Here is a 21,799-nt window from a genome sequence, read left to right on the forward strand (position 1 = left end):
GGTGCCGTGACCGGGAAGGTTCACCGCGCCACGGGCTCCGACACCTGCGCCCGCAGAGGATCGAGCAGTGCGTTCACCTCCTCCAGGCCCTCCGGGGAGCCGAGGTCCGCGATGCCCCGTCCCGGCAGCACCTCCAGCGCGTTGCAGTGGCAGTCGTCGAAGCGGTCGTGGAAGAGCACCATGGCGTGCATGGGCCGGTTGCGGCGGGACAGCCAGACCAGCCCCATGGCGTCGGGGGTCTGCGCCCGGATCTCGCTCGCCCACCGCCGTGCCATCGGATAGCTCCGCTCGTCGTCCAGGAGGTTGGCGGTCTGATGGACGGCGGCCAGGTCCTTCTCCTCCAGCAGTGAGACCAAGGTCAGCTCGCGCGTGGTGCGCAGCACGCTCAGCGTCCGCTCGCGCACGGCGGCGTACGGGACCTCCCGGCGGCCGCCCGTCCAGGGCACCGAGCGCAGCACGCTCTCCGCGACCGCGGTCAAGGCGCTGTTGGCCACGTACAGACTCCGGTACGGGTCCAGCACCGTGCCCTCGAAGCGGCCGCCGTTGAAGTGGAGGTCCGCGAGCGTCGGGTTGAACTGGGTGGGCCTGTACTTGGACCTGTGCACCCGCCACAGCTCCGTGCCGGCCGGGATCACCTCAAGGTTGGGGTCCAGTTCGTTCTTGATCATGGGAAAGAACTTGATTGCGGGCAGGAGGCTGCTCATCACTCTCCCTCCACGAGTGCGGTGGCCGCACCGACGAGTTCGTGGTCGGGCAGCCGTCCCAGGAACGATGCGGGGGTCCCGCCCAGCCAGGTGTTTGCGCCGAGCCACCAGGAAGCGGCGCCCCGGGGATCGATGTCCGCCAGGAGCAGCCGGTTGACTTCGAGGACGACCTCGTGCGGGGCGCCACCCCCGGTGGGGAACTGGAACCGCGGGTAGCGGTCGCCGTTCGGCGGGTCCGGCAGCCTGATCAGTTCGGGCGGTGGCGCACCACCGCAGCGGGCGGTCGCCTCGGCCGCCGAGAGCGCCGGCTCCCGCAGCAGCGGGTCGGGCGCGCGGTCGTCGCCGGCCCCCACGGCGGGCGGGGCGGCGGGAGGGGGCCCGGCGGGCACCGGATCCGGGGCGGACATCAGGTCGATCAGTGCCAGCGCCTCCGTCACGGTCGCCGGCCCGGGGGGCGCGGCCACCAGCCGTACGCCGTCCAGCGCGACGCGTACCGGATGCTCGAACGGCAGCGGCCGCAGCGCCAGCCGGACCCCCTGGAGCGCCCTGCGCACCGCCATCGTGTCGTCCGGCGGCGCCTCGGCGAGCGCGGTCAGCCGGGTGAGCAGCAGCGCGTGCTGCTCGTCGTCGAGCGCCGTGCGGATCGACTCCCGGTGCTCGCCGATCAGGGCGAGCAGCGGCTCCGCGGATGGTCCGCGGCCCTCCTCGTTCATGCTGTCCCTTCTGCTGTCTTCGTCGCACCCGGTCCCGGATGCCCCTGATGGATGAAGGCGGCCCAGAGCGCGGCCCGTTCCAGTCCCGGCCGTCCCATCTCCCTGAGCAGGTCGCCCTGGAGGGAGCCGGGGTTCTCGCGGCCGGGGTCGAGCATCCACAACTGCGCGGCCCGCAGGGCGTCCACGGGGCTGAGCCCGTCGACGACCAGATGGTGGTGGAACACCGCCATCAGCAGCGCCGAGGCGCTGTCCTGGGCGAGCCACCGCGATCCCACGACGTCCCGCGCTCCGGCGGCCGCGAACGCCGTGGTCAAGGTCAGCGCCTCGTCGTGGTCGCCCTTGCTCAGATCTGTCTGGCATGCGCTCAGGACGACCAACGGCCCGTCGGCTCCGTCCTGTTGTCCCTTCCGATCGAGCAGTCGGGTCACGGTCAACGGCGCCGGTGTGCACTGCTCGTCGGCCGCGAGGTCCAGGGCCGAGACCGTGGGGCGGGTGCCCGCCGACCCGTGCGAGACCACGTGCAGCATGGAGGTGTCGTCGCCGAGGAACCCCAGCACCGCTTCGGGCGTGCCGGGCGGCAGTTCCTCGCCGTAGAGCGCGCCGAACAGCCGGGCGTCCGGATAGAAGGCGTCCCGCAGGGCGGTGACCTCCGTGTCGGAGAACCCCAGGCTCATCGTCGGGTCGGCGACCAGTACGGGGGCGGCCACCGGGTCCCGCGGCGCCCGTCGTGCCGTCCGCAGGAACTGGCCGCCGGATGCCGCGTAACTGATGACCGCCACCTGGCAGAGCCGCTCGTGGTCCGCCTCGGCCGGGAGCCGCGCGGCGTGCCACGGCACGATCCCCAGGCGCCCGCAGGGCACCAGTACGACGCGGAGCGGCCGGTCCCCGTCCTCGCCCCCGTCGTCGCCCCCGTCCTCGCGCCCCCGCCCCTCGTCGGCCGCCGCCAGGCGCTCCTCGATGCCGCTGAGGACCGGGCCGAGCGCCTGGAACGCCCAGTCGCACAACTCCTCCAGGGCCTCTTCCCACGCCCGGGCGACGGCGGCGTCGCCGTGGTCGCGGTCCCGTGCCGCTGCTGCCTCGACGTACCGTGCCAGTGGGCCGTCCTCGCCGTCGCGGAGCTGGGGCAGGGCGCCCGCCCCCGCCCCCAGCTGCGGCCCCACCGCGATCGTCAGGCCCGGGCCCGCGTCGTCCCCGGCCACCAGGTAGAGGAGTACGTCCGCACCGGCGTCGGCGAGCCCGTCCGCGAGCTCGCTCAGCGTGGGCGTGCCCAGCAGGCCACCGTCCCGGCGGTAGCCGAGGGCGTCGAGGGCCTGGCGGCGCAGGGTGCTCGGCAGCAGACCGGGAACCTCGCCCGCACCGTCCGGCCCGCGGCCGTCGCCGGCGGCCGTCCGCCAGGCCTCCGCGAGGTCCTGGTGCCCGGCCGCGTCCAGGAGTTCGGGCACGGCCGAGGAGGTGGAGGCCGCCTGCAGCACCAGGGCCCGGCCCAGTTCCAGCGCGGCCACGGCCTCGTGCAGCTTTCCGTACGAGGCGGCGATCCGGGCCGCCCGTACGCCCCGGCTGGCTCCGGTGCGGGCGGCCAGCAGGCCGTGCTCGGCGCCCGCCTGGAGCAGGACGTCGCCGGCGAGGGCCGTCAAAGCCTCCTCGGCGGCTTCGAGCGCGCCGCCGCTGTCCGCCGGGTCGGCGGCGTCCTTCCGAAGCCGACGGCGCAGTTCGTAGGCCTCGGCCAGGTGCCACAGCGCGTCGGCCGCGATCCGCGGCGCCCTGCCCTCCCGGACCCCGTCCCGGAGGCGTTCGAGTTCGCCGATCAGGACATCGAGCACGGCCGGGTCGCGGTCGAGGCTGACGCGCACGATCAGGGAGAGCGTGGAGGCGTGGAGATCCTCCATCGAGGCGTCCGGGGGCAGCGGAACGTGGTCGTAGACCGAGCTCGTCGGCTCCCCGGCGAGGGCGGCGCGGATGAGGGCGAGGTCCCCCATTCCGTGGAGGGGCAGCTCGTCGGCGAACGGCAGTCCGCTCTCCTTGGCGCGGTTCATCGTCTGCTCCATGAGGGCCATGGTCCGCAGCAGCGTCTCCCGGTCCCGGGTGACGATCCCGAGCGCGCCGTACGCCGCGGCGAGCGCACCGTCGACCGCGAACCGGAGCGGAGCGCTCTCGGGGACGGTCGCCGCCAGGGCCTCCGCCTCTGCCACGAGCGCGTGGATCGCCGGCACGTCCTGCGCCTCCCGCGCGTCCATCGCCCGGGACCCGATGTCCATCGCACGGCCCAGGGCGGCAGGGTCACCCAGGGCCTCGGGCAGCGAGCCGGAGACCGCCTCCAGGTGGGCGATGATCGAGCCCATGTGGGCGCGGCCGGCCGACATGTCCTGGCGGGTGCCGCCCACGGCCGGACTGATGCCGAGCAGGAGCGCCCTCATGCCCTCCAGCGCGGAGGTCTGCGCCGGATCCGGGAGCGGCAGGTCCTGTGCCGAACGCAGCTTGCGCAACAGGCCGTTGAGCGCCTCGGGATCACCGCTGCGCAGGACGGGGTCCAGTCCCTGGGTAGTCGCGTGGACGGCGTCCCAGGCGCGGACCATGTTCCGCAGGGCGTCAGGAGTGAGCCCCGGCTCCGCTTCCGGCTGCGGAGGCGGGGCGGGCTCCGGCCGCGGGGGCGGGGCGGGCGGCGAGGGCGGGGCGGTCGGCGTCGTCCCGCCGTTCGCCCGACCGCCTGCGAAGCCCCCGGCGCGGGCGAACACCTGCTCCATCATCTGCCGGTACTGATCCGCGATCGGCGACCCGCCCGGCACCATGCCCGCCATCATCTCGGAGAGCCCTTGCAGGGACGGGGCAGCGAGGTTCTCCTGGAGCTGGCGCAGCTGACCCATCACCTCGTCCGGCAGGGAGAGTTGCGCCATGTCGAGCACCAGCTCGCGGATCTCCGTCGCCGAGGTCATCATCTCGGCGGGGCCCGACCGCGTGAGCCAGTCGAGATAGCCGGAGAGGTCGGGTGCGCCGCCGTATCCCTGCTGGGGCTGGATCGGTGAGACGTGGCTGATCAGGAAGAGGGCCGCCCATCGCCGCTCCTCCTCGGTCACCACCGCGCCCAGCGGTGTCGTACGGTCCCGGGCGGCCCGCAGCAGCGCCGCGGCCCGGTCCCGGTCCGCCGCCGTACCGCCCCCGTTCGCGTGCCGCACGGTCAGCGCACCCGCGAGCCATACGTTCACCGAGCCGCGCAGTTGCTCGTCGTGGTCCAGCAGCCCGGCGAGCTGTTCGAGTTCCGCGACCGAGGCCTCGCAGGCGCGGGGCGACACCGGACCGGCCGCTCCCTGGAGGCCGGCGAGCAGCCCTTTCGCCCGCTCCACCGCGTCCGACACCCAGGCGCGCAGGCCCTCGACGCCACCGCTCTCCTCCCGGCTCATCGGCAATCCGCCTCTCCGGGCCACGAACGGCCCCCACACGTCCCCAACAGCCCACGAATCCCCACTATGCACATCCGTGGCGGGGCGTGGAGGCGAGTTCTCCGCTTCTCCCGGTCAACGACCGGCTTCCGACCTCGAGGTGCCCAGATCGGCCCGCATCTCCCGCCGCATCGCGCGCAGTCGGGACCACAGCGACTCGATGGCCGCGTGTGCGGCGGCCGGTGAGTCCCCCGGGCGCCGCGCGCCGCCATCCAGCCTTCGGACCATGCCGTAGACCATTCCGAGACCGTGGCTGACGGCGGCCGCGTGATCGAGGACCCGCTCCGGCAGCCGCATCTGCGCCTCCGCGTACACCTCCCGGTGGTGGTCGCGCGCACCGACGAGCCGTTGCCGTGCGTGGGGCGCGTCGGCGTCGCGTCCCAGCGCGTACAACTGGTCGGTGAGCGCGGCCAGATAGTGCCGGCCGGAGGTGTTGAGGGCCACGTAGCACGCCCACAGGTCCTGGGCCGCGGCGCGTTGGTCCCACAACTCCTCGGTCCGCTCCTGCTCGCGCTGGCGGCTGCGATCAGCCGCCCGCTGCGTCAGCAGCGCGGACATCAGTGTGCCGACGACACCCGCGACCGCTGTCAGCGGAGCGGTCACCACACCGATGTCCACGCGGCCCCCCCTCATTCCCCGCACGACAAGCGAAGCAGGGGAGGGTGCGCCGGGTGAAGGCCCGGCCCGGACTTCGACCGGTGCCCGACCCGTTGCCGCCCAGTGGTGCCGGGAGCGGGGGGTGCCATGGGCGGTGCCGGGGTGGTCGCCGGTTGATTTCCGGTCGGGCGGGGAGAGTTGACCGCGATCGGGTACCACGGGAGCACTCCGCGGCCATCATGGGCGGCGGGAACGGGCGGACGGATCCACCGAGGCGGACGGGGTGTGGGGGCATGGCGGAGGACGGGGAGAGCGGCGGGGTACGGGCCCTTCGGGCCTGGGCCACCGAGGCGGCCGAACGCGCTGCCCGGCTGGTGGGGCGGGGAGGCGAGGGCGACCCCGTGTCCGCCGAGGAGTTCGAGGGGTCCGTCGCCGAACTCTCGCGGCTACGGACCCTCCTGGACCACGCCCCGGAGCTGCTCGGCAGGGTCACCCTGGTGCTCGGCACCCTGCTCGCCACCCGCCACGCCACCGGGCGCGGCACACCGGACGACCCGGTCCGGGCCCGGCGGCTGCTGGAGGAGGTCCGGGACCGGACGACGGCCGTCGGGGAGCGGATGGCGGAGGACGGCAGGCAGTGGGCGGCGATGTTCCTGATGATGGTGTCGGGTCATACGGAGCCGGGCCGCCCGGCGGGGGCGCCCCCGGACTTCTGGTCCGTCTTCGACCGGGCGATGGCGGCGGGGCCGGAAGGGGCCGCTGCCGAGGCGGCCCGGATGTCGGCGCTGGCCGCCGAGGTCGGGCAACTGCCGGTGCCACCGGAACTCCGGGCCCGGCTGGGGCAGATGCAGGACGCGTTGGCGTACGTGTCGGAGACCGGCCTCTCCGACCCCGAGGCCCTGCTGGCCATGCTGCCCCCCGACCTGCCGTTCCGCGAGCAGCTGCGGATCTTGACGGACATCCTGGCAACCCTGCCCGACCAAGCCGCCCTGCCCGACCAAGCCGCCCCGCCCGACCAAGCCGCCCTGCCCGACCAAGCCGCCCCGGCCGACCAATCCGAATCGCGCGAGCTGCCGGTACCGGAGGCCGCCGGCCAGGAGCCGCAGTCGGAATCCGAGGCCACCACGGCCGTCACGAGCGCGTGGTTCACCGCCATGCTCGGCCTGCCGGATGCCCTGCAAACCGGCGATCCCGAGTCCCTCAACCGGCTTCTCCACCGGCTGGGCGGGCAGCTCGACCGCCTGCCCGCGGGGCACGGCCGGGCCTCCGAGATCGAGAACCTGATGCGCATGGTGCTCCAGACGGCCGGGCCGCTGGGAGGCAGCCGGGCGGACAGCGGCGCGGCCCACGGGCAGATCGACTCGGTCGTGGAGCACTTCGCGCAGTGGACGGCCGGAGATCCCGGAGCGGCCGACCTCACCACCTTGGTGCGCGCGTACGAACTGTTCACCAGAATGAACGCGGCGCAGGAGGCGGGGAACGAGAAGGAGCACCTGAGGCTGGTCGGCGAGGTGGAGGCTCTCGAACGGGCGACGCCGGCGGAGCACGGCTTCCGCTGGCTGGTGGAACTCATCCACGGCACCGCACTCACCTCGATGGCCGAGCGCACCGGCGACAAGGAGATGCTCGTACGCGGCCTGGCGCGGCAGGAAGCCGCCCTCTCGGGCCGGGCCGCGACGGAAGCGGGCTTTCCCCCGGAGCAGATCGTGGCGCTCGGCGAAGCGCTCCGGGCCGCGCGGGCCGTGCTGGGCGACACCCCCGGCCTCATGCCCGACCCCGCTCCGCCGGCCCCGGGCGCCGACACGGGCACCCGTTACCTCGCCGCCCTGACGGCAACCCTCCGGCACTCCACCACCCAGGACCACGCCGACCTGGACGCAGCCATCAGCGGACTGGAGCAGGTCCGCGACGACATCCGGCAGGGCCGGGCTCCGCAGCTCGCGGCTTCGGCCCTGTGGCAGCTCGCGGAGAACTACCGCCGCCGCCTGGACCGCACCCGGGACCCGGCGGACCGGGACGCCGCCACGGACGCGGCCATGGAATCGCTACAGGCGCTGGCCGGTGAGGTCGTCCTGCAGGCCGGCTCCGACCACGGCCTGCTGGCCGCCCGGTCCGGCTCCGACCGCGGCGTGCGGGCCGCCGTCTGGGCCGCCTCCCAGGGCCGGGTCGAGGATGCGGTCGCCGCGCTCGAACTGGGCCGGGCCCTGGTGCTGCGCGCGGCGTCCACCTCCCGGGCCGTGCCCGAACTGCTGGAGTCCCGCGGCCACCACGACCTCGCGGGCGAATGGCGCGCGGCGGAACGCGAACGCGCCGTGGCCGGACCCCGACCCGGAGCCGGAAGCGGCGCGGCACCCGACACGGTCCTCTGGGAACTGCCCAGCTCCCTGCGGCGCCGCGCCCTGGAGGCCCTGGGCCCGCGCGAGCCGGGCGGTGTCCTCTTCCGTACTCCCACGGTCGACGAGCTCAAGGCCGGGGTCGCCGAGGGCAACGCGGACGCGCTCGTCTACCTGCTCGCGGGCGAGGGCGCCACGCCCGGCATGGCAGTGATCGTGGGCCCGGACACCGGCACCGGAGTACGGGCACTCCCCCTGCTGTCCGGCGAGCGGAGCGGCCCCCTGGAGCGGTACCTCGACGCCGCGGCCGCCCACCAGGAGCGCCCCGGCGTCCCCGCCGCCGCGCAGACCTGGGAGGACGCCCTGTCCGATCTCTGCGACTGGGCGACGTCCGCGGTGATCCTCCCGGTGATGAGCGGCATCGGGGAACGGCTCGCCGAGAACGAGAACCGGCGCAAGGACCGCCCCGGCCCGCCCAGGATCGTGCTGGTGCCCTGCGGCCGCCTCGGGATCGTTCCCTGGCACGCGGCCCGCCTGCCGGCCAAGTCCCCCAGCGACTACGCCTGCCAGATCATGGTCATCAGCTACGCGGCGTCCGGCCGCCAGTTCCTGAACACGGTCCGGCGCGCCCGGCGCGCCCCGGCCGACGCCCCCGTCCTGGTGTCGGACCCCACGATGAGCCTGCCGTACGCGGAGTTGGAGGTGGCGGCGCTCCAGCAGTCCCTGTACCCGCGGGCGCGTCTGTACGGGGAGTTCTACGAACCGCCCGCCGGGGGCGCGGCGGCCGGCACCCCGGGCGACCTCCTCGACGTACTCGCCGGCACTCCGTCCCTGCTCCACGTGGCGTGCCACGGATCGGCCGGCACCAACCCGACGACCTCCGCGCTGCGCCTGGCACCCGACGCGGACACCGACCTGCTGACCGTCTCGCGGCTGCTCGACCGCCCGACGGACGAACAGGACCGCCCGGACGGGCCGCTGGTGGTGCTCAGTGCCTGCGAGACGGACCTGAGCAAGCGCGACCACGACGAGGCGCTCACCCTGACGACCGCCTTCGTGGCGGGCGGCGCGCGGGACGTGGTGGGCTCCCGGTGGGCGACCCGGGACTCGGCCGCGGCGCTGATGATGGCCGTGTTCCACCACTACCTGACCGTCGAGGGCCTGAGCCCGGTCGACGCGCTCCACGTCGCCCAGCGGTGGATGCTCGACCCGGAGCGCAAACCCCCGGGGTCGCTCGGCGGCAGCCTCCTCGACGAGCTGACCCGCGGCCCGGACCTGAGCCGCCCTGCGACCTGGGCCGCGTTCATCCACCAGGGCCACCCGGGGCCGTCCGCCAGGCCTTAGGGGGCCAGGGGCTTGCTTACCAAACGGGTCGACCCGTATCGTAATTCGTATGAGCTCCTCTCCGTCCTCCAGGGGACGTCCCAGGGATCCCCGCTCGCACGAGGCGATCGTCAGCGCGGCCACAGAGCTGGTGACCGAGGTCGGCTACGCAGCGACCTCGATCGGCGCGGTGGCCGCCCGTGCCGGCGTCGGCAAGGACACGGTCTACCGGCGGTGGCGGGGCAAACCGGAGCTGGTCTTCGAGGCCGTGTTCACGACCACCGACGACGCTCCGGTCCCCGACACCGGAACGCTGGCCGGGGACCTGACCGCACTCCTGCGGGGCCTGATCGACGAGTTCCACGCGCCTGCCGCCGCCGCGGCCCTCCCGGGACTGCTCGCCGACTTCGCCGCCGATCCGGTACTGAAGGCGCGCATCCGCAGCGACTTCCTGGCCCCGTCGAAGGAGCGGCTGCTGATCGTCTTCGGACGAGCCGTGGCGCGCGGAGAGATCGCGGCCGACACGCCCGTGGACCTGGTCCTGGACACGCTGGCAGGAGCCGTGTTCTTCCACGTCGGTCTGATCGGCGAACACCTCGACCCGCAGCTGGCCGACTGGCTGGCCGCCGCCATAGCCAAAGGAATCGAGATCCGATGAACGGCTGGCTTCTCGCAGCGGGCATCACCGCGTTCGGTGTGGCCGCGGTGCACATCGTCGCCGGGCACCGGGACGTGGTCCGCCCGCTGCTGTCCTGCGGACTCGCGGACGAACCCAAACGCGTCCTCCACGCCGTCTGGCACATAGTGAGCGTCGACCTGGTGCTCTCCGCGGCCGCCCTGGTGTACCTGGCCCTGGCGGACGACACGTCGGCGACCGGCCTGACGGCATGGTTCGTGGCCGCACACTTCCTCGCGTACACAGCCGCCTTCCTGGTCGTCACCCTCTCGGTCGGCTGGCCGAACCCGCTGCTCCGCCTGCCGCAGTGGATCCTCCTCCTGCCGATCGCGGCCCTGACCGCAGCGGGCGCCGCGTAGCGACAGCTTGAGTGTGCGAGCCCCGTGCCCACCGGAACACCGCGTTCAGCACGACTGCGGTGAGGGTGCCCGCGACCACCCCGCTGCCCGGGACCGTACGCACCCAGCCCGGGAAGCCGTCGTACAGGCCCGGGGAGACGACCGGCAGCAGCCCCGCGGCCAGCGAGACCGCCACGACCATGGAGGTCGTACGGTCCGTGAGGTCTGCCCGGTTGAGCATCTCCACGCCCATCACCACGATCACCGCGTACACCACCAGCGCGGAGCCCGCGACGACGGGCGCCGGGATGCCCGCCAGCAGCCGGGAGACCGGCGCCAGCAGCCCGGCGCCGATCAGCAGCGCGCCCGCGCCCGCCGTGACGAACCGGCTGCGCACGCCGGTCAGCTTGCCGATGCCGATGTTCTCCGAGCTGGTCACCAAGAGGGAGGTGCCGAAGACACCGCCCAGCAGGGAGACCACGGCGTCCGCGCGGACGACGCGCGGCACGTCCCGTCCCGGTTCCGGAGTACGGCCCACGGTCTCGCTGTTGAGGACGGTCTGCCCGGTCGCCTCCGCCAGCGAGGCCAGACTGAAGATCAGCAGGGGCAGTGCGGCGAGGACGTCGAGGTGCGGGGTCCCGTACGGAAAGGGGTGCGGGAGCGCGAGCCCGGATCCCTGAGTCGGCCTGAACGCGCCCAACCCGGTGGCGGCCGCGATCCCCGTCCCCGCGGCCATGCCGATCAGCACCGCCATCTGCCGCCACACGCCGCGCAACAGCAGGTACGCGGCGAGAGTGCAGCCGACGGTCAGCCCGGCGAGGGCGACAGCGGCCGGTGCGGCGGGCCGGCCGCCACCCGGCCCGACGATCAGCTGCGCGGCGACGCGCACCATGGCCACTCCGATCAGCAGCACGGTGACGCCCATGACCAGCGGCGGGAAGAGCCGTACGATCCGCGAGTAGAGCGGTAGGACGGCCAGCAGCAGGGCCGCCGCGAGCAGTACCGCGCCGCTCGCGGTCGCCGCTCCGTGCTCGGCCGCGACCTGCAGGAAGATCGCGGTCGCGGCTCCGCCGGGCAGCATCACGAACGGCAGCCGGGCACCGACCCGCAACGTCCCGAAGGACTGCAGCAGTGCGCCGATGCCGCACAGGACCAGGGTGGCGCTGAGCAGCGACGCGGTGCGCTCGCCGGACAGCCCCAGTGCGTCGGCGGCCAGGAACGCGGTGGAGACAGGAGCCGCGATCATGGCGAGGACGTGCTGGGCGGAGAGCGGCGCGAGCCGCCGCAGGGGCAGCCGCTCGTCGACGGGGTGGACGGCGGCGGCAGGTGCGCCCGAGGCCGCGGGCGTCCCGGCGGAGGTGCTCATGGCCGCACCCCGGCAGTCAGCCATGGCAGCTGCTCGGGGCCGTAACGATACGCACGGAAGACGGCGTTCGGCTCGGCCGGGAAGAGCTGCCGCACCTCGGACTCGTGGTAGGCGCCGAAGTACGGGACCACGTACTCCCAGCAGAGGTAGCCCTCCGCCGTCACCTCGAAGAGCCGGCCCGACGGCGAGTCCGTGACGAGGGTGTTGCCGTTCGGTAGCCGCTGCGCGCTGCCCATGAAGGGCGCGAAGAAGGACTCGCGCGCCGGGTCGTGGTACTCCCACGCGATCGCACCGCTCGCCCGCTCGACCTCGATGACCCGGGAGAACGGCACGTCCCGGCCGGGCCGGAACACGCCGTTGTCGAAGATGAGGAAGTTGCCGCTCGGCAGCTCGGTGGGCGCATGCTGCTGGGAGACCGCCCCCGGCTCGGTGCGCCACAGGATCTCGCCCGTCTCCCGGCTGATGACGACGACCGCGGAGACGCTGCGCAGGCTGGCCAGGATGTTCCCGTCCGCCAGCGGCGTCACGCTGTTGATCAGCGGCCAGTGCTCGCGGGCATAGTCGCGGTGCAAGGCGTACGCGTCCCGGTCCAGGTGCTCGGCGGCCCGCCAGGACCAGAGCACGTTGCCGTCCGCATCGACTTCCCTGATGGTGTCGGCCCAGACGGTGCCGCCCTCGGCCTCCGAACCCTCGACCCCGCCGCGCACGTCCGTCGCCTCGCCGCCGCGCAGGGGCTCCAGCGCGGTGTAGAGGATGCGGCCGTCGCCGAGGTGGTGGGCGTCGTGGTGCTGGAGCGGGTCGCGGCGCTCGCGCAGGACCGTGCCGTCGGGTGCGGCTTCGAGCATGATGCCGCCGCGGTACTTGTGCCACATGGGGAAGAGGGCGGGCTCGTCCGGGAGCACGCCGTTGTAGGCGAGGTGGCCGTTGTCGAGCAGGCGGGCGTGGCGGCCCGGGCGGTACGGGAACCGCCACTCGTGTACGACGCGGCCGTGCAGGTCGACGAGGTAGACCTCGCCGGTGCCGGTGAGCGGGGCGAACAAGGTGTATCCGGGGGAAGCGGCTTCGGTGTCGATCGCGATCAGGCCAGTGCCGCGCCGGCGGCGGGCGTTCTGGTCCACGGGGGGCATGGGTGTCCCTCACATCTCTGCGGTCAAAGTTTCTTTGACAAGTTCAAGTGACTTAGACGCTAGGGGGGTTGTGTGTCAGCGCTGTGACGGCAGTACGAAATCGCTCGATGCCGCGGGCCGCCCTGCCGACCGCGGCGTCGGCGGCCGCCGGAGCGCGTTAGGGTGCGGGCAGAACGAAGCGTGGGGGTCGGGAGGGATCATGGGCGAGGCAACCGTGCCGCGATTGGGCCCCGGTGTCCGAAGGCGCAGGCGCGCGCTGGACCTCACCCTCGCCGACATCGCCGCCAGAACCGGCCTGTCCGTACCGTTCCTGAGTCAGATCGAGAACGACCGCGCCCGGCCCAGCATGCGCTCGTTGCAGCTTGTCGCGGACGCACTCGGTACGACCGCCGTGCAGTTGCTCGCCGCTTCCGAGAACCCGCGCCGGGTGGATGTCGTACGGGCCGAGGACGATCCCGGCCTCGCCGCCGCGGGCGAGGAGGCCGGCGGTACGACGAGCCGCGTACGCCCCCTCGTGCGCGGCCATCACCAGTTGCACGCCCTGGAGTTCACCGGTGACCACGACGGCCGGCGCGAGTTCCGGCACCGGAACGACGAGCTGATGTACGTCGCCGACGGTGCCGCGGAGGTCGAGGCGGAGGGGCAGGTCCACCGGCTGGGCCGCGGCGACACGCTCTACCTGTCCGGCGGTGTTCGCCACCACTGGCGGGCCACCACCCCCGGCACCCGGGTGCTGCTCGTCGCAGTCGCCGAGCACATCGAAGCCACCGCCGACCCGCACCGCTGAGGTGCGAGCCTCCGGCCCGTGATGCCCTCCGTCGGCCTACGGGCCGGGCTCGGTGCTGTCCGCGGCCACGCGGAAGCCGATGTTGCCGGGGAAGCCGCCCGCAAGGATCTGGTGGCGCAGCAGGTCGGCGAGCTGCCGGGCCTGGTCCCGTCGATGCCGACCAGGGAGGTGAACCGCACGGCAGCAGCGCCGAGGTGGTAGGCGATGTCGCTGGGTGCGTGGACGCCCAGGCCCTTGGGGTACGTCGTACCGCCGAAGGAGATCAGGGGCCCGTCGCCGGCGGCGTTCTTGCCGTTGGAGGTGTCGCGCTCCACCGGCCCCCAGCCGTTGGTGGCGCTGATCCAGGTGAGGTCGGAGAGGTGCGCGTCGCGGACGGGAGCGGGCGGCGGGGTGGGGACGGTGCCCGTCGCCGGGTAGCGGACCGGTCCGGACGGAGTTTCGGCGGTGCCTTCCGCGGTGAGCTCCCACGCGCTCGCCGGGGTGGCGTTCGCGGGCGGGGTCACCTGCCAGGAGGTGGTGAGGCGACCGCCCGCGGCGAGCCGGCCCGTCGTGGCCGGGGAGACGGGGGCCACGGACCAGCCGGTGGGGGCGCGCAGGACGAGCGCGGCGTCGGTCCAGAGCCGTGCGGAGCCGTTGTCCAGCGTGGCGGTCACGGTGAACGCCTCACCGGGGACGGCCGGCCGGGGCAGGGTCAGCCGCGTGCCGAACGGCTTGCGGGGACAGGTGTCCTTCCAGGAGGAGCGCATCAGTGCCACGAGTTCGCCGGCCACCGCCGAGTGCGTGTCGATGACGTTGCGGGTCTCGCCGGGGTCGGTGGCCAGGTCGCACAGCTCCACCTGCCACTTGTCGTCGGGGAGGTTGTGGTCTCGTTCGGGGGCGAAGCGGACGGCCTTCCAGTCGTCCCTGCGGGCCGCCTCCGCCAGCCACGTGGCGCGCTTGTTGTCCTGCGCGTTGGCCCGGCTGGTGACACCCCACTCGTCGCGGAACCAGTACAGGTGTCCGTGGCGGGCCGAGTCGGCGCTGCCGGCGAGCAGGGGAGCGGCGGACAGGCCGTCCACATCGGTGGGGGAGGGGGCGCCGCCGAGTTCGGCGAGGGTGGGGAGCAGGTCGGTCAGCGGGGTCGGACGGTCGCTGGTGCCCTGCCGGACGCGGCCGGGTCCCCAGGCGATGAGCGGGACCCGTACGCCGCCCTCGTAGAGGTTGCGCTTGTAGCCGCGCAGTGGGCCGTTGGCGTCGAACAGGTCCGGGTTGATCCCGCCCTCCTCGTGGGGGCCGTTGTCGCTGGTGACGAGGACGACGGTGTCGAGGTGGCTGACCTGGGCCGCGTGCCCCTGGTTGGCCACGGTCCAGCCGCGGTCGGCGTAGGCGCTGGTGTCGGGTACGTCGCTGGGCGCGTGCGACACGTTCGGGGTGAGCAGCAGCAGGAACGGCTCGTCGGCGTGGGCGTCGATGAACTCCAGGGCGCGCCGCTCGATCAAGTCCGGGGCGCAAACGGCCTTCGCGCCGCCCCCCGACGCCGAGGACGCGTCCATCTGCCACTCCGTTGGCACGCACCCGCGAACCGAGGCATCACCCCCGCCGCCCTGGCCCGGCCCACGGACCCGCTCGTCACCACCCGACGTAGGTTGCGGCGCTCGGACACCAAACGTCGGCCGGTTGTCTCCCCCGGCGCAGAGAGGATCGCGCGGGCAGCAACCGGCCGGTACATGTCGCAGAGCCGTCACATGGGGTCGACGTCCCCGCTGCCCCTGCCGCTCTCCATCTTGCTCTGTTCCAAGATCCGGCGGGCCTTTTCCTTCAGCCGCTGACGCTCCGCCGGGTCGGTGGCACGCTCCGCGGCCTGCTCAATCTTCTGCGCCTGGTCACGCATCTGCTGGGCACGGCTGCCGGACTCGCCTGCAACACTCATGATCGCTCCTTGGATCTGGGGAGAGCGAGCGGATGCTCCGATGCCAGCGAGACAGCGCCCCCGATCCCGCTATCCCCGCAGCACAGGCCAGGCGTAAGGAGTCACCCGGCCTACGGATCGCACGCTTCTCAGCGGAGTCGGCGCCGACCGGTGCGCCGCCCGTGCATGCCCAGGTGGACGAGGGCGGACACGAAGACCAGGATGCCGACGATCAGCAGGTAGAGCAACCCTTCGACGGTGGCGCCGATGATGCCCAGCACCATCGCCACGATGACCAGGACCAAGAAGACCTTCACGACACGGACGCCTCCTCCGGTACGCGGCGCTCAGCGGCGGGCGAGCTGCCGCTCACCATGGGCGCCGGGCCGGTAAGTGAGGTCGTAGTACCGGAAGACGGCCTCCTCATCCTCGGCGGGCAGGACGTCGTCCGTGCCGATCGACGGGCTCTTCTTCACCAGCGCCTTGTCGTAATCGACCTTGACGTAGCCCGGCCCGACGATCGCGCCGTCCAGCGGGACGAAGACCAGCCGGTGCCGTGTGGGCAGCCCCACCAGCACGGTAGCCATGGCCGGCTCGTCCGTGCTGGTGTCCACGTAGACGGCCTCCAGCGCGCCGATCCTGTGCCCGCCCGAGTCGACTACGTCGTGAGTACGCCACTCCCGGACATCCGCTGCCTGGATCATCCTCATGCCCTCTTCCCACGCTCACAGCCCGGCCCGTGTACCTCTCAGCCTGCTCCCGCCTGACCGAGGACACCAACTCGGCACATCCAGCAATTCCCCCTCCTTCGTGACGGTGCCGGCCGGAAGCATTCGGTCTGCCGGCACCGCGGCAGGTACGCGCGACTGAGGTCAGCCACGCGGTCGCTGGTAGTAGGAGCCCAGGCGCTGGTGGTAGTCCGGGTCTCCCAGGTGCTTGTCCTTGTCGAACTCCGGCGCGTCCTTGATCTCGTCCTTCGTCCGGGACACGTACACCTTCTGCTCGGACGTGTCCACGCGCTCGATGACGCCGGCCGGCAGGAGCACGTCCTTGCCGAAGACCCACACACCGGTGTCGACCACGATGTAGGCCGAGCCGACCTGGTCGGAATGTCTGACGATCTTCCCGATGCTGCCGTCGGTGGCTTCCACCTTGAAGCCGACCAGCATGTTTCCCGCGTTGTGGCCGGCGGCGGGAGCGTAACCCCAGAGATCACTCACGAAATTCCCCTCCTTGCATTTCATCAGAACAGCAGGGCAGATTCCTCATCCCCACCCTGCCGCTGGCCGAGTCCCCCCATCTCGCGTCACCAAACATCCCGCCCGCGGTGCCGCTCGGTGGGCTCGAGCCGTCACAGGCGATCGGCTGTGTGAAGGCGGCGGAAGGCATCCCGCAGCGCACGTTGCAGTCCGTCGGGGAGCGCCTCGCCCTCCGTGCTGCCGACCAGAGCCGCAGCTACGTCCCTGAGCTTGACGTTGCGGTGCTGCGATACGTCCACCAGAAGATCCCAGGCCTTCTCGCCGGAACACGGCGCCAGGGCCATCACCATGCCCCGTGCCTGATCGATCACCGCACGGCTCTCCAGAGCCCTGCTCAACTGCTCAACCTCAGCACGCAACTCGAGGACCTCGGCGATCAGCGCGTCATCCGCCAACGAAGCCGCATCCGTCAAGGTCCGCGGCGCTTCATGGATAGTGATCGTTCGATGCATCATGCGTACCTCGCATCACAGTCATCGCGTCCGGCCTGAGCGAAAAACACCCCGGAACACCTGACACAGGGTCATCGGATGGGGTTGGAGGAAGCCGAGGAGAGCACCGCGAGGATGGCAAGCGGGACGAACATGACGTGCCTCCCCGGAGCGGAACAGGTCATCACTGCCAGGGGCTGGGGCTGCTCGGAGGAGCGTAGCGTGCCCAAGGGCACCGATAGGGCCTTGTCGACTCGTACTGCCTCGTGTGGATGACTACGTGACATCGGCTCCGCGAATGCGGGGAGGGGGCTCTCCGGCCAACGTTGTCCCGCCCGTACGCCGCAGATGATCCTAGTACGGGACAGCCCTGTCGGTCGCCGAATGGCCGCCTTGCGCCTGTTCAGGGGGCGTGAGGAGGACTGGCGTGCGTGGTGCGGCCCCGCCCCCGGCCCCCGGCCCCGGCCGACGCACCCAACCCTCCAGCAACCCTGCCCCGTTGACAACGATCGCCGCCCGGCGTTGACTGACGCCGACGGCGTAGGGCTGTGTGGTGCTCCGGAATTCCCGGGCAAAGCCTTCACCTTCGCTTCGCCCAGACCCCGCGGAACGCAGGACATGTCCCTGTGACCGCGTGGAGGCGCAGCCACAATGGTCTGGATTCTTCTCCTTCTGCTGATCCTGCTTCTGTTCGGGATCGGCTTCACCACGCAGATCCTCTGGTATGTCGCGGTGGTACTGCTCGTCGTCTGGATCGCCGGATTCGCCATGCGTGGCCGCGGTCGCAGTCGCAGTCGAGGCGGGCGCCGATACGGCTGAAGCCGCGGGTAACACGTACCGGGCCGCCGCCCCACCCGCGGGAATGGTGAGTCGTACGGCAATCACGCGCGGGAGCCTCACCCCCCGAGACGAGCAAAGGGCAGTCGTGAGCTTTGAACAGAAGATCAGGAACAAGGCACAGGAACTCAAGGGTCGGATCATGGAGGGCATTGGCCGGGCCACCCGCAACACGCGGCTGAAGAGGCAAGGCAAGACCGACCGAGCCGCCGGCAACCTGAAGCAGGCCGGGGGCAAGGCCAAGGACGCCTTCAGGCGCTGACCACTGCCCCGGGTGGTGTCCACCTCTCCGTGGGCATCGCCCGGCAGGCACCGATGCGGTCACACACGGACAAGGAGCAGCCGCTGCCGTCTGCGGCCCGCGAGCAGTACGTGGCCCAGCAGGCCGGACCTCAGGAGCAGCTCGTCGACTCACCTCAGAAGGCGCAGACAATGACGTACGGCCCGAACGCGCACAGCAGCCCTGGACCAGAGTCCCCGTCTCACTGAGGAGAGCGCCTCGCGCCCACCTTGAACGGCTCGCAGGCGCGGCGAGCCGGTGATCGGCGCCGGCTGCCCCGCCCGATGGCCCAGGCGGTCGGCGCTATGAGTAGCCGATCCCGCAGAGGGACCCAGGCAAGCCGGTCACACGTCTCCACTAGGCCGTTTCGGATGCTCCGGGCGAAGTCCTCCTCCTTGCGCGTCGCCGGGACCCCGCGGAACACGGGAAGACTGCCGCGACCTGGAGTCCTGGACACGCTTCTCTGGATCCTCTTGCTGATTCTGTTCGGGTTGGGCTTCTCCACACTGATCCCCTGGTGCACAGCGGTCGTACTCCTGGCCGTCCGGATCCTCGGCTTCGCCGTCCGCGGTGGAGGCCAGTCCGCCTGTTCGCGTCGGGGGCGTGTTCTGCGGATGGTCCCCCGTGAAACGGACGCCGACGGTGAGCAAAGCAACGGCTTCGCACCCCTCGTAGACAGCTCCGGTTAGGGTGGTGGCGGGTTGCTGAGAACAATGGCTTTCGATCGTCCGTCGGACCGGGCTGAGGGCCATGCCGCACAGTCGGCTGCGGGAAGCGGATCTTCCGTCCGATCACCTGCCGCACTCCTTGGAGGGGAACAGGGCGGGTATCCCGTCCCGGTACACGGGCCGTCGGCCCGGCTTCCCTGCCACGCCCGGACTTGGTGGCCCTTGTGATGCCGCGAAGCCGGTCGGCGCGGATCCGCGTGCTGGTGGCCGAACAGGCGGCGCTGCGCGGCGCGCGGGTCGGTGTGGTGGATGTGTGTACCGCGGCAGTGGCTGCGCTTCCGGTCTGCGGGGCCGGGCTGTCGGCGATGTCCCGTGCCGCGGCCAGCCACCCGTTGTGCAGCACCGACGACATCAGTCAGCAGTTGGAAGAACTACAGCTGACTCTGGGAGAAGGACCGTGCGTGGACGCGTTCGCCGTCGGCGCGGCCGTTTTGACACCCGACCTGCGCACCAGTGAAGTTCAGGGCCGCTGGCCCTTGTTCGCCCAAGCCGCCACGCACGTCGGGGCGGGCGCGGTCTTCGCGCTCCCTCTGCAGATCGGGGCGATCAGCCCGGGAGTTCTTGGCCTCTACTCCAGCGTGCCGGTCGAGCTGGACACGGAGGACTTGGCCGATGCGATGGCCTTCGCCGACACCGCGACCCTGGTGCTGCTCGACGCCCGGATCGAAGAGTCGCATCGACTTCCCGGCGGGCACCCGCAGCCCAGGCGATGGGAGGACTTGGGCGGATTCCGGGCGGAGATCGATCAGGCTGCCGGCATGCTCACGGTGCAGCTCGGCGTCGGCATCGAAGAGGCATTCGTCCGGCTGCGCGCCCATGCCTATGCCCATGGGCGCCGACTCGCTGATGTGGCGGCCGACGTGGTGGCCCGCCGGCTCCGCTTCCTCCCGGACACGGACGCGTGTCCAAGCGGCGAGGATGGCTGAAGCCGTTTCCCGCCGATGAACGCCGGACTTCCCGCCCCTCCTCGGCGGGAGTATTTCGACAGAGGGAATGCACGATGAATGATCAGCTCCTTGCCCGGACATTCGTCGAACTGGCCGACAACCTGGTCGCCGACTTCGATCTGATCGACTTCCTGCGCCTGCTGACCGACCGCTGCGTCGGCATGCTCGGCGCCAGCGCGGCCGGCGTGCTGCTCGCCGACCGGGACGGCGAACTCCGCGTCATGGCAGCCTCCAGCGAACAAGTACGCCTGCTCGAGCTCTTCCAGATCCAGAACGACGAAGGCCCCTGCCTGGAGTGCTTCCGCACCGGCGCTCCCGTGACAGTCCCCGACCTGAGCACCGAGGCCGACCGCTGGCCGCGCTTCGTCGCGAAGGCCCGTCACAGCGGGTTCTCGGCGGTCCAAGCCCTGCCGATGCGCCTACGGGACGACGTCGTCGGCGCCCTGAACCTCTTCCGCGCAGCCCCCGGCCCCTTCGACCCGGTCGGCACCCCCATCGCACAAGCCCTTGCCGACGTCGCCACCATCAGCCTCCTGCAACAACGCTGCACCCAACGCAGCAACGTCCTCAACGAACAACTCCAGACCGCGTTGAACAGTCGCGTACTGATCGAACAGGCCAAGGGCAAACTCGCCGAACGCCAGGGCATCGACATGGAACAGGCCTTTACCGCACTGCGCGGCTACGCCCGCGCCCACAACCGCCGCCTGTCCGATCTGGTCCGCGCCTTCATCGATGACACAGAACCCCTCACCGGTCTGGGCACCTGACCATCACCACGGCAACTGCCCACTCCCGTCCCGGTCGAGGGCCTCATACAGCAACCCGGCGCGGTCGGCATCCAGCGATCGGTGAGCTGCGGCGCGTGGCGTCCATGCCCTTGGCCTCGTACGGGTCGAAGCAGGCCTCGGTGCAGAAGAGCGCCTCTGACGCATGTTGCCGGCCGACGATGTGTTCGCCGCCCTCCACGACGACTGCCGGCCGCGCGGGCGGCGCTTTCAGGCGGCCTCGGCCATCACCTGTGCGCGCAGGGACTCGCAGATGCGCCGGATCAGGCGGGAGACGTGCATCTGAGACATGCCGAGCTCTTCGCCGATGCAGCTCTGATTCATCTCGCAGAAGAACCGCAGGTAGAGGATCCGCTGGTCACGCTCGGGCAGCGCCCGCAGCAGGGGCCGCAGTGCCTCACGGTCGACGATCCGGTCGAAGCCGGGATCCGCACAGCCGAGGGTTTCCGCCAGTGGGTATTCGCCGTCGGAGCGACTGTGCGCGGCTTCCATGGACAGGGTGGTGAAACTGTGCAGAGCCCCCTGGCCTGTCCGTACCTCCTGCTCGGTCAGACCGGTCACTGCGGCGATCTCGGATGCTGCAGGGCCGTCGCCGTCGAGCGAAGGACACAGTTCCCTGTCGGCCGCACGGACCTGGATGCGCAGCTCCTGGACACGTCGCGGCACGTGCACCGCCCACAGGTTGTCGCGGAAGTGCCGCTTCACCTCGCCGACGATCGTGGGGATGGCGAAGGCCTCGAAAGCGGTGCCGAAATCCGGGTCGAAGCGGGAAACCGCCTTGATCAGACCCAGTTGGGCGACCTGCCGGAGGTCCTCGATGGGCTCTCTGCCGTTGCTGAACCGCCGTGCGAGCCGTGCGGCCATCGGCATCCAGGCACACACCACCTCCTGCCGCAGAGCGGACCGTTCCGGTCCTTCCGGAAGAGATGCGATACGGCGGAACGCGGCCGCGGTGTCCGGGCCGTCATCGTGAGGATGCTTGCGCCGGGTGCTGTGCATACCTACGTGCGTCATGGGCACGCGTCTCCCTGGCTCGGTGGTCAACACTCACCGTGGGAGCCGACAGACGGCAGCACACTGAGGAGCAGCGAGAGTTGCTCCCACGGCGCGCCTCCGGTCCGAAGCACACAGGGCGGCTTCCCTGACAACGCACCCCCAAACCGGATACAGGGCCGTACTTTCGCGGCTTTTGGTGCGCACCGGCGGGCCTCGGGCATGCCGCCGCCCCCCCAGCATGTCCGGC

General features: G+C 71.8%; 21 protein-coding genes. 8 read left to right on the plus strand and 13 right to left on the minus strand.

Translation table 11 applies throughout. The features are described from left to right. Window positions 1-20 precede the first annotated feature (20 nt). From ACZ7GJ_RS23680 to ACZ7GJ_RS23695, 4 genes are all read right to left on the minus strand, one after another. Window positions 21-668, minus strand: coding sequence for an RES family NAD+ phosphorylase (locus ACZ7GJ_RS23680; protein WP_470754449.1), 648 nt, complete (start codon window positions 666-668; stop codon window positions 21-23). Between the two features lie 35 nt (window positions 669-703). Then, a complete protein-coding gene (locus tag ACZ7GJ_RS23685) occupies window positions 704-1,417 on the minus strand; it encodes a hypothetical protein (protein WP_470754452.1) in 714 nt (237 codons plus the stop codon). Continuing rightward, window positions 1,414-4,812 carry a CHAT domain-containing protein gene (locus ACZ7GJ_RS23690; protein ID WP_470754454.1) on the minus strand — a complete coding sequence of 1,133 codons (3,399 nt, stop codon included), beginning with the start codon at window positions 4,810-4,812 and terminating at the stop codon, window positions 1,414-1,416. Before ACZ7GJ_RS23690 ends, ACZ7GJ_RS23685 begins: the two co-directional genes overlap by 4 nt. Window positions 4,813-4,926: 114 nt before the next feature. Continuing rightward, window positions 4,927-5,469 (minus strand): hypothetical protein, encoded by a 543-nt coding sequence (locus tag ACZ7GJ_RS23695; protein WP_470754455.1) that lies wholly within the window; start codon window positions 5,467-5,469, stop codon window positions 4,927-4,929. 272 nt (window positions 5,470-5,741) lie between these two features. Here ACZ7GJ_RS23695 and ACZ7GJ_RS23700 point away from each other — a divergent pair, with 272 nt between their 5' ends. From ACZ7GJ_RS23700 to ACZ7GJ_RS23710, 3 genes are read left to right on the plus strand one after another with little or no spacing between them, the layout of a single operon-like run. Then, window positions 5,742-9,125 carry a CHAT domain-containing protein gene (locus ACZ7GJ_RS23700; RefSeq protein ID WP_470754457.1) on the plus strand — a complete coding sequence of 1,128 codons (3,384 nt, stop codon included), beginning with the start codon at window positions 5,742-5,744 and terminating at the stop codon, window positions 9,123-9,125. Window positions 9,126-9,174: 49 nt separating this feature from the next. Then, entirely contained in the window at window positions 9,175-9,762 is a 588-nt protein-coding gene (locus ACZ7GJ_RS23705; RefSeq protein ID WP_470754459.1) for a TetR/AcrR family transcriptional regulator, read from the plus strand. Further along, on the plus strand, window positions 9,759-10,139 hold the full coding sequence (locus tag ACZ7GJ_RS23710; RefSeq protein WP_470754462.1) for a hypothetical protein: 381 nt from the start codon (window positions 9,759-9,761) through the stop codon (window positions 10,137-10,139). Before ACZ7GJ_RS23705 ends, ACZ7GJ_RS23710 begins: the two co-directional genes overlap by 4 nt. Here ACZ7GJ_RS23710 and ACZ7GJ_RS23715 read toward each other — a convergent pair. Beyond that, window positions 10,042-11,484 carry a uracil-xanthine permease family protein gene (locus tag ACZ7GJ_RS23715; RefSeq protein WP_470754464.1) on the minus strand — a complete coding sequence of 481 codons (1,443 nt, stop codon included), beginning with the start codon at window positions 11,482-11,484 and terminating at the stop codon, window positions 10,042-10,044. The genes ACZ7GJ_RS23710 and ACZ7GJ_RS23715 overlap by 98 nt on opposite strands. Next, on the minus strand, window positions 11,481-12,611 hold the full coding sequence (locus tag ACZ7GJ_RS23720) for an aryl-sulfate sulfotransferase (protein WP_470754467.1): 1,131 nt from the start codon (window positions 12,609-12,611) through the stop codon (window positions 11,481-11,483). Before ACZ7GJ_RS23720 ends, ACZ7GJ_RS23715 begins: the two co-directional genes overlap by 4 nt. A gap of 199 nt (window positions 12,612-12,810) precedes the next feature. On the opposite strand from ACZ7GJ_RS23720, the gene ACZ7GJ_RS23725 reads away from it, so the two are divergent. After that, complete coding sequence (locus tag ACZ7GJ_RS23725) at window positions 12,811-13,398, plus strand: helix-turn-helix domain-containing protein (protein WP_470754469.1); 588 nt, start codon at window positions 12,811-12,813, stop codon at window positions 13,396-13,398. On the opposite strand, the gene ACZ7GJ_RS23730 is transcribed toward ACZ7GJ_RS23725, so the two are convergent. From ACZ7GJ_RS23730 to ACZ7GJ_RS23755, 6 genes are all read right to left on the minus strand, one after another. After that, window positions 13,287-14,930 (minus strand): NPCBM/NEW2 domain-containing protein, encoded by a 1,644-nt coding sequence (locus tag ACZ7GJ_RS23730; RefSeq protein ID WP_470754471.1) that lies wholly within the window; start codon window positions 14,928-14,930, stop codon window positions 13,287-13,289. The two genes, ACZ7GJ_RS23725 and ACZ7GJ_RS23730, sit on opposite strands and share 112 nt — an antisense overlap. A gap of 188 nt (window positions 14,931-15,118) precedes the next feature. Continuing rightward, window positions 15,119-15,307, minus strand: a complete 189-nt coding sequence (locus tag ACZ7GJ_RS23735) for a DUF6381 family protein (RefSeq protein WP_362235937.1) — start codon at window positions 15,305-15,307, stop codon at window positions 15,119-15,121. A gap of 128 nt (window positions 15,308-15,435) precedes the next feature. Continuing rightward, on the minus strand, window positions 15,436-15,603 hold the full coding sequence (locus ACZ7GJ_RS23740; protein WP_362235939.1) for a hypothetical protein: 168 nt from the start codon (window positions 15,601-15,603) through the stop codon (window positions 15,436-15,438). Between the two features lie 30 nt (window positions 15,604-15,633). After that, window positions 15,634-15,990 (minus strand): PRC-barrel domain-containing protein, encoded by a 357-nt coding sequence (locus ACZ7GJ_RS23745; protein WP_362235972.1) that lies wholly within the window; start codon window positions 15,988-15,990, stop codon window positions 15,634-15,636. A 168-nt stretch (window positions 15,991-16,158) separates the two neighbouring features. Then, on the minus strand, window positions 16,159-16,530 hold the full coding sequence (locus ACZ7GJ_RS23750; RefSeq protein WP_362235941.1) for a PRC-barrel domain containing protein: 372 nt from the start codon (window positions 16,528-16,530) through the stop codon (window positions 16,159-16,161). A 107-nt stretch (window positions 16,531-16,637) separates the two neighbouring features. Next, window positions 16,638-17,000 (minus strand): ANTAR domain-containing protein, encoded by a 363-nt coding sequence (locus ACZ7GJ_RS23755; protein WP_362235943.1) that lies wholly within the window; start codon window positions 16,998-17,000, stop codon window positions 16,638-16,640. A 627-nt stretch (window positions 17,001-17,627) separates the two neighbouring features. Between ACZ7GJ_RS23755 and ACZ7GJ_RS23760 the strand changes: the two genes are divergently transcribed. The 4 genes from ACZ7GJ_RS23760 to ACZ7GJ_RS23775 all read left to right on the plus strand — a co-directional run bounded on the left by ACZ7GJ_RS23760 (window position 17,628) and on the right by ACZ7GJ_RS23775 (window position 20,538). Continuing rightward, window positions 17,628-17,795 carry a hydrophobic protein gene (locus tag ACZ7GJ_RS23760; protein WP_470754474.1) on the plus strand — a complete coding sequence of 56 codons (168 nt, stop codon included), beginning with the start codon at window positions 17,628-17,630 and terminating at the stop codon, window positions 17,793-17,795. Between the two features lie 106 nt (window positions 17,796-17,901). Continuing rightward, window positions 17,902-18,075, plus strand: coding sequence for a CsbD family protein (locus tag ACZ7GJ_RS23765; protein WP_470754476.1), 174 nt, complete (start codon window positions 17,902-17,904; stop codon window positions 18,073-18,075). A 943-nt stretch (window positions 18,076-19,018) separates the two neighbouring features. Then, window positions 19,019-19,747, plus strand: coding sequence for a GAF and ANTAR domain-containing protein (locus ACZ7GJ_RS23770; RefSeq protein WP_470754478.1), 729 nt, complete (start codon window positions 19,019-19,021; stop codon window positions 19,745-19,747). A gap of 74 nt (window positions 19,748-19,821) precedes the next feature. Then, window positions 19,822-20,538: a GAF and ANTAR domain-containing protein gene (locus ACZ7GJ_RS23775; RefSeq protein WP_470754479.1), complete on the plus strand. Its 717-nt coding sequence runs from the start codon at window positions 19,822-19,824 to the stop codon at window positions 20,536-20,538. Between the two features lie 228 nt (window positions 20,539-20,766). On the opposite strand, the gene ACZ7GJ_RS23780 is transcribed toward ACZ7GJ_RS23775, so the two are convergent. Further along, window positions 20,767-21,570 (minus strand): SigB/SigF/SigG family RNA polymerase sigma factor, encoded by an 804-nt coding sequence (locus ACZ7GJ_RS23780; RefSeq protein ID WP_470754518.1) that lies wholly within the window; start codon window positions 21,568-21,570, stop codon window positions 20,767-20,769. Window positions 21,571-21,799: the final 229 nt, after the last annotated feature.

The organism is Streptomyces sp. NPDC037242, assembly GCF_055604165.1.

Coding starts and splice junctions, on each gene's coding strand:
- ACZ7GJ_RS23735 (WP_362235937.1), bottom strand. CDS start 15,307: ATGAGTGTTGCAGGCGAGTCCGGCAGCCGTGCCCAGCAGATGCGTGAC.
- ACZ7GJ_RS23745 (WP_362235972.1), bottom strand. CDS start 15,990: ATGATCCAGGCAGCGGATGTCCGGGAGTGGCGTACTCACGACGTAGTC.
- ACZ7GJ_RS23725 (WP_470754469.1), top strand. CDS start 12,811: ATGGGCGAGGCAACCGTGCCGCGATTGGGCCCCGGTGTCCGAAGGCGC.
- ACZ7GJ_RS23760 (WP_470754474.1), top strand. CDS start 17,628: ATGGTCTGGATTCTTCTCCTTCTGCTGATCCTGCTTCTGTTCGGGATC.
- ACZ7GJ_RS23755 (WP_362235943.1), bottom strand. CDS start 17,000: ATGATGCATCGAACGATCACTATCCATGAAGCGCCGCGGACCTTGACG.
- ACZ7GJ_RS23700 (WP_470754457.1), top strand. CDS start 5,742: ATGGCGGAGGACGGGGAGAGCGGCGGGGTACGGGCCCTTCGGGCCTGG.
- ACZ7GJ_RS23680 (WP_470754449.1), bottom strand. CDS start 668: ATGATCAAGAACGAACTGGACCCCAACCTTGAGGTGATCCCGGCCGGC.
- ACZ7GJ_RS23705 (WP_470754459.1), top strand. CDS start 9,175: ATGAGCTCCTCTCCGTCCTCCAGGGGACGTCCCAGGGATCCCCGCTCG.
- ACZ7GJ_RS23715 (WP_470754464.1), bottom strand. CDS start 11,484: ATGAGCACCTCCGCCGGGACGCCCGCGGCCTCGGGCGCACCTGCCGCC.
- ACZ7GJ_RS23730 (WP_470754471.1), bottom strand. CDS start 14,930: ATGGACGCGTCCTCGGCGTCGGGGGGCGGCGCGAAGGCCGTTTGCGCC.
- ACZ7GJ_RS23750 (WP_362235941.1), bottom strand. CDS start 16,530: ATGAAATGCAAGGAGGGGAATTTCGTGAGTGATCTCTGGGGTTACGCT.
- ACZ7GJ_RS23710 (WP_470754462.1), top strand. CDS start 9,759: ATGAACGGCTGGCTTCTCGCAGCGGGCATCACCGCGTTCGGTGTGGCC.
- ACZ7GJ_RS23780 (WP_470754518.1), bottom strand. CDS start 21,570: ATGACGCACGTAGGTATGCACAGCACCCGGCGCAAGCATCCTCACGAT.
- ACZ7GJ_RS23720 (WP_470754467.1), bottom strand. CDS start 12,611: ATGCCCCCCGTGGACCAGAACGCCCGCCGCCGGCGCGGCACTGGCCTG.
- ACZ7GJ_RS23685 (WP_470754452.1), bottom strand. CDS start 1,417: ATGAACGAGGAGGGCCGCGGACCATCCGCGGAGCCGCTGCTCGCCCTG.
- ACZ7GJ_RS23775 (WP_470754479.1), top strand. CDS start 19,822: ATGAATGATCAGCTCCTTGCCCGGACATTCGTCGAACTGGCCGACAAC.
- ACZ7GJ_RS23690 (WP_470754454.1), bottom strand. CDS start 4,812: ATGAGCCGGGAGGAGAGCGGTGGCGTCGAGGGCCTGCGCGCCTGGGTG.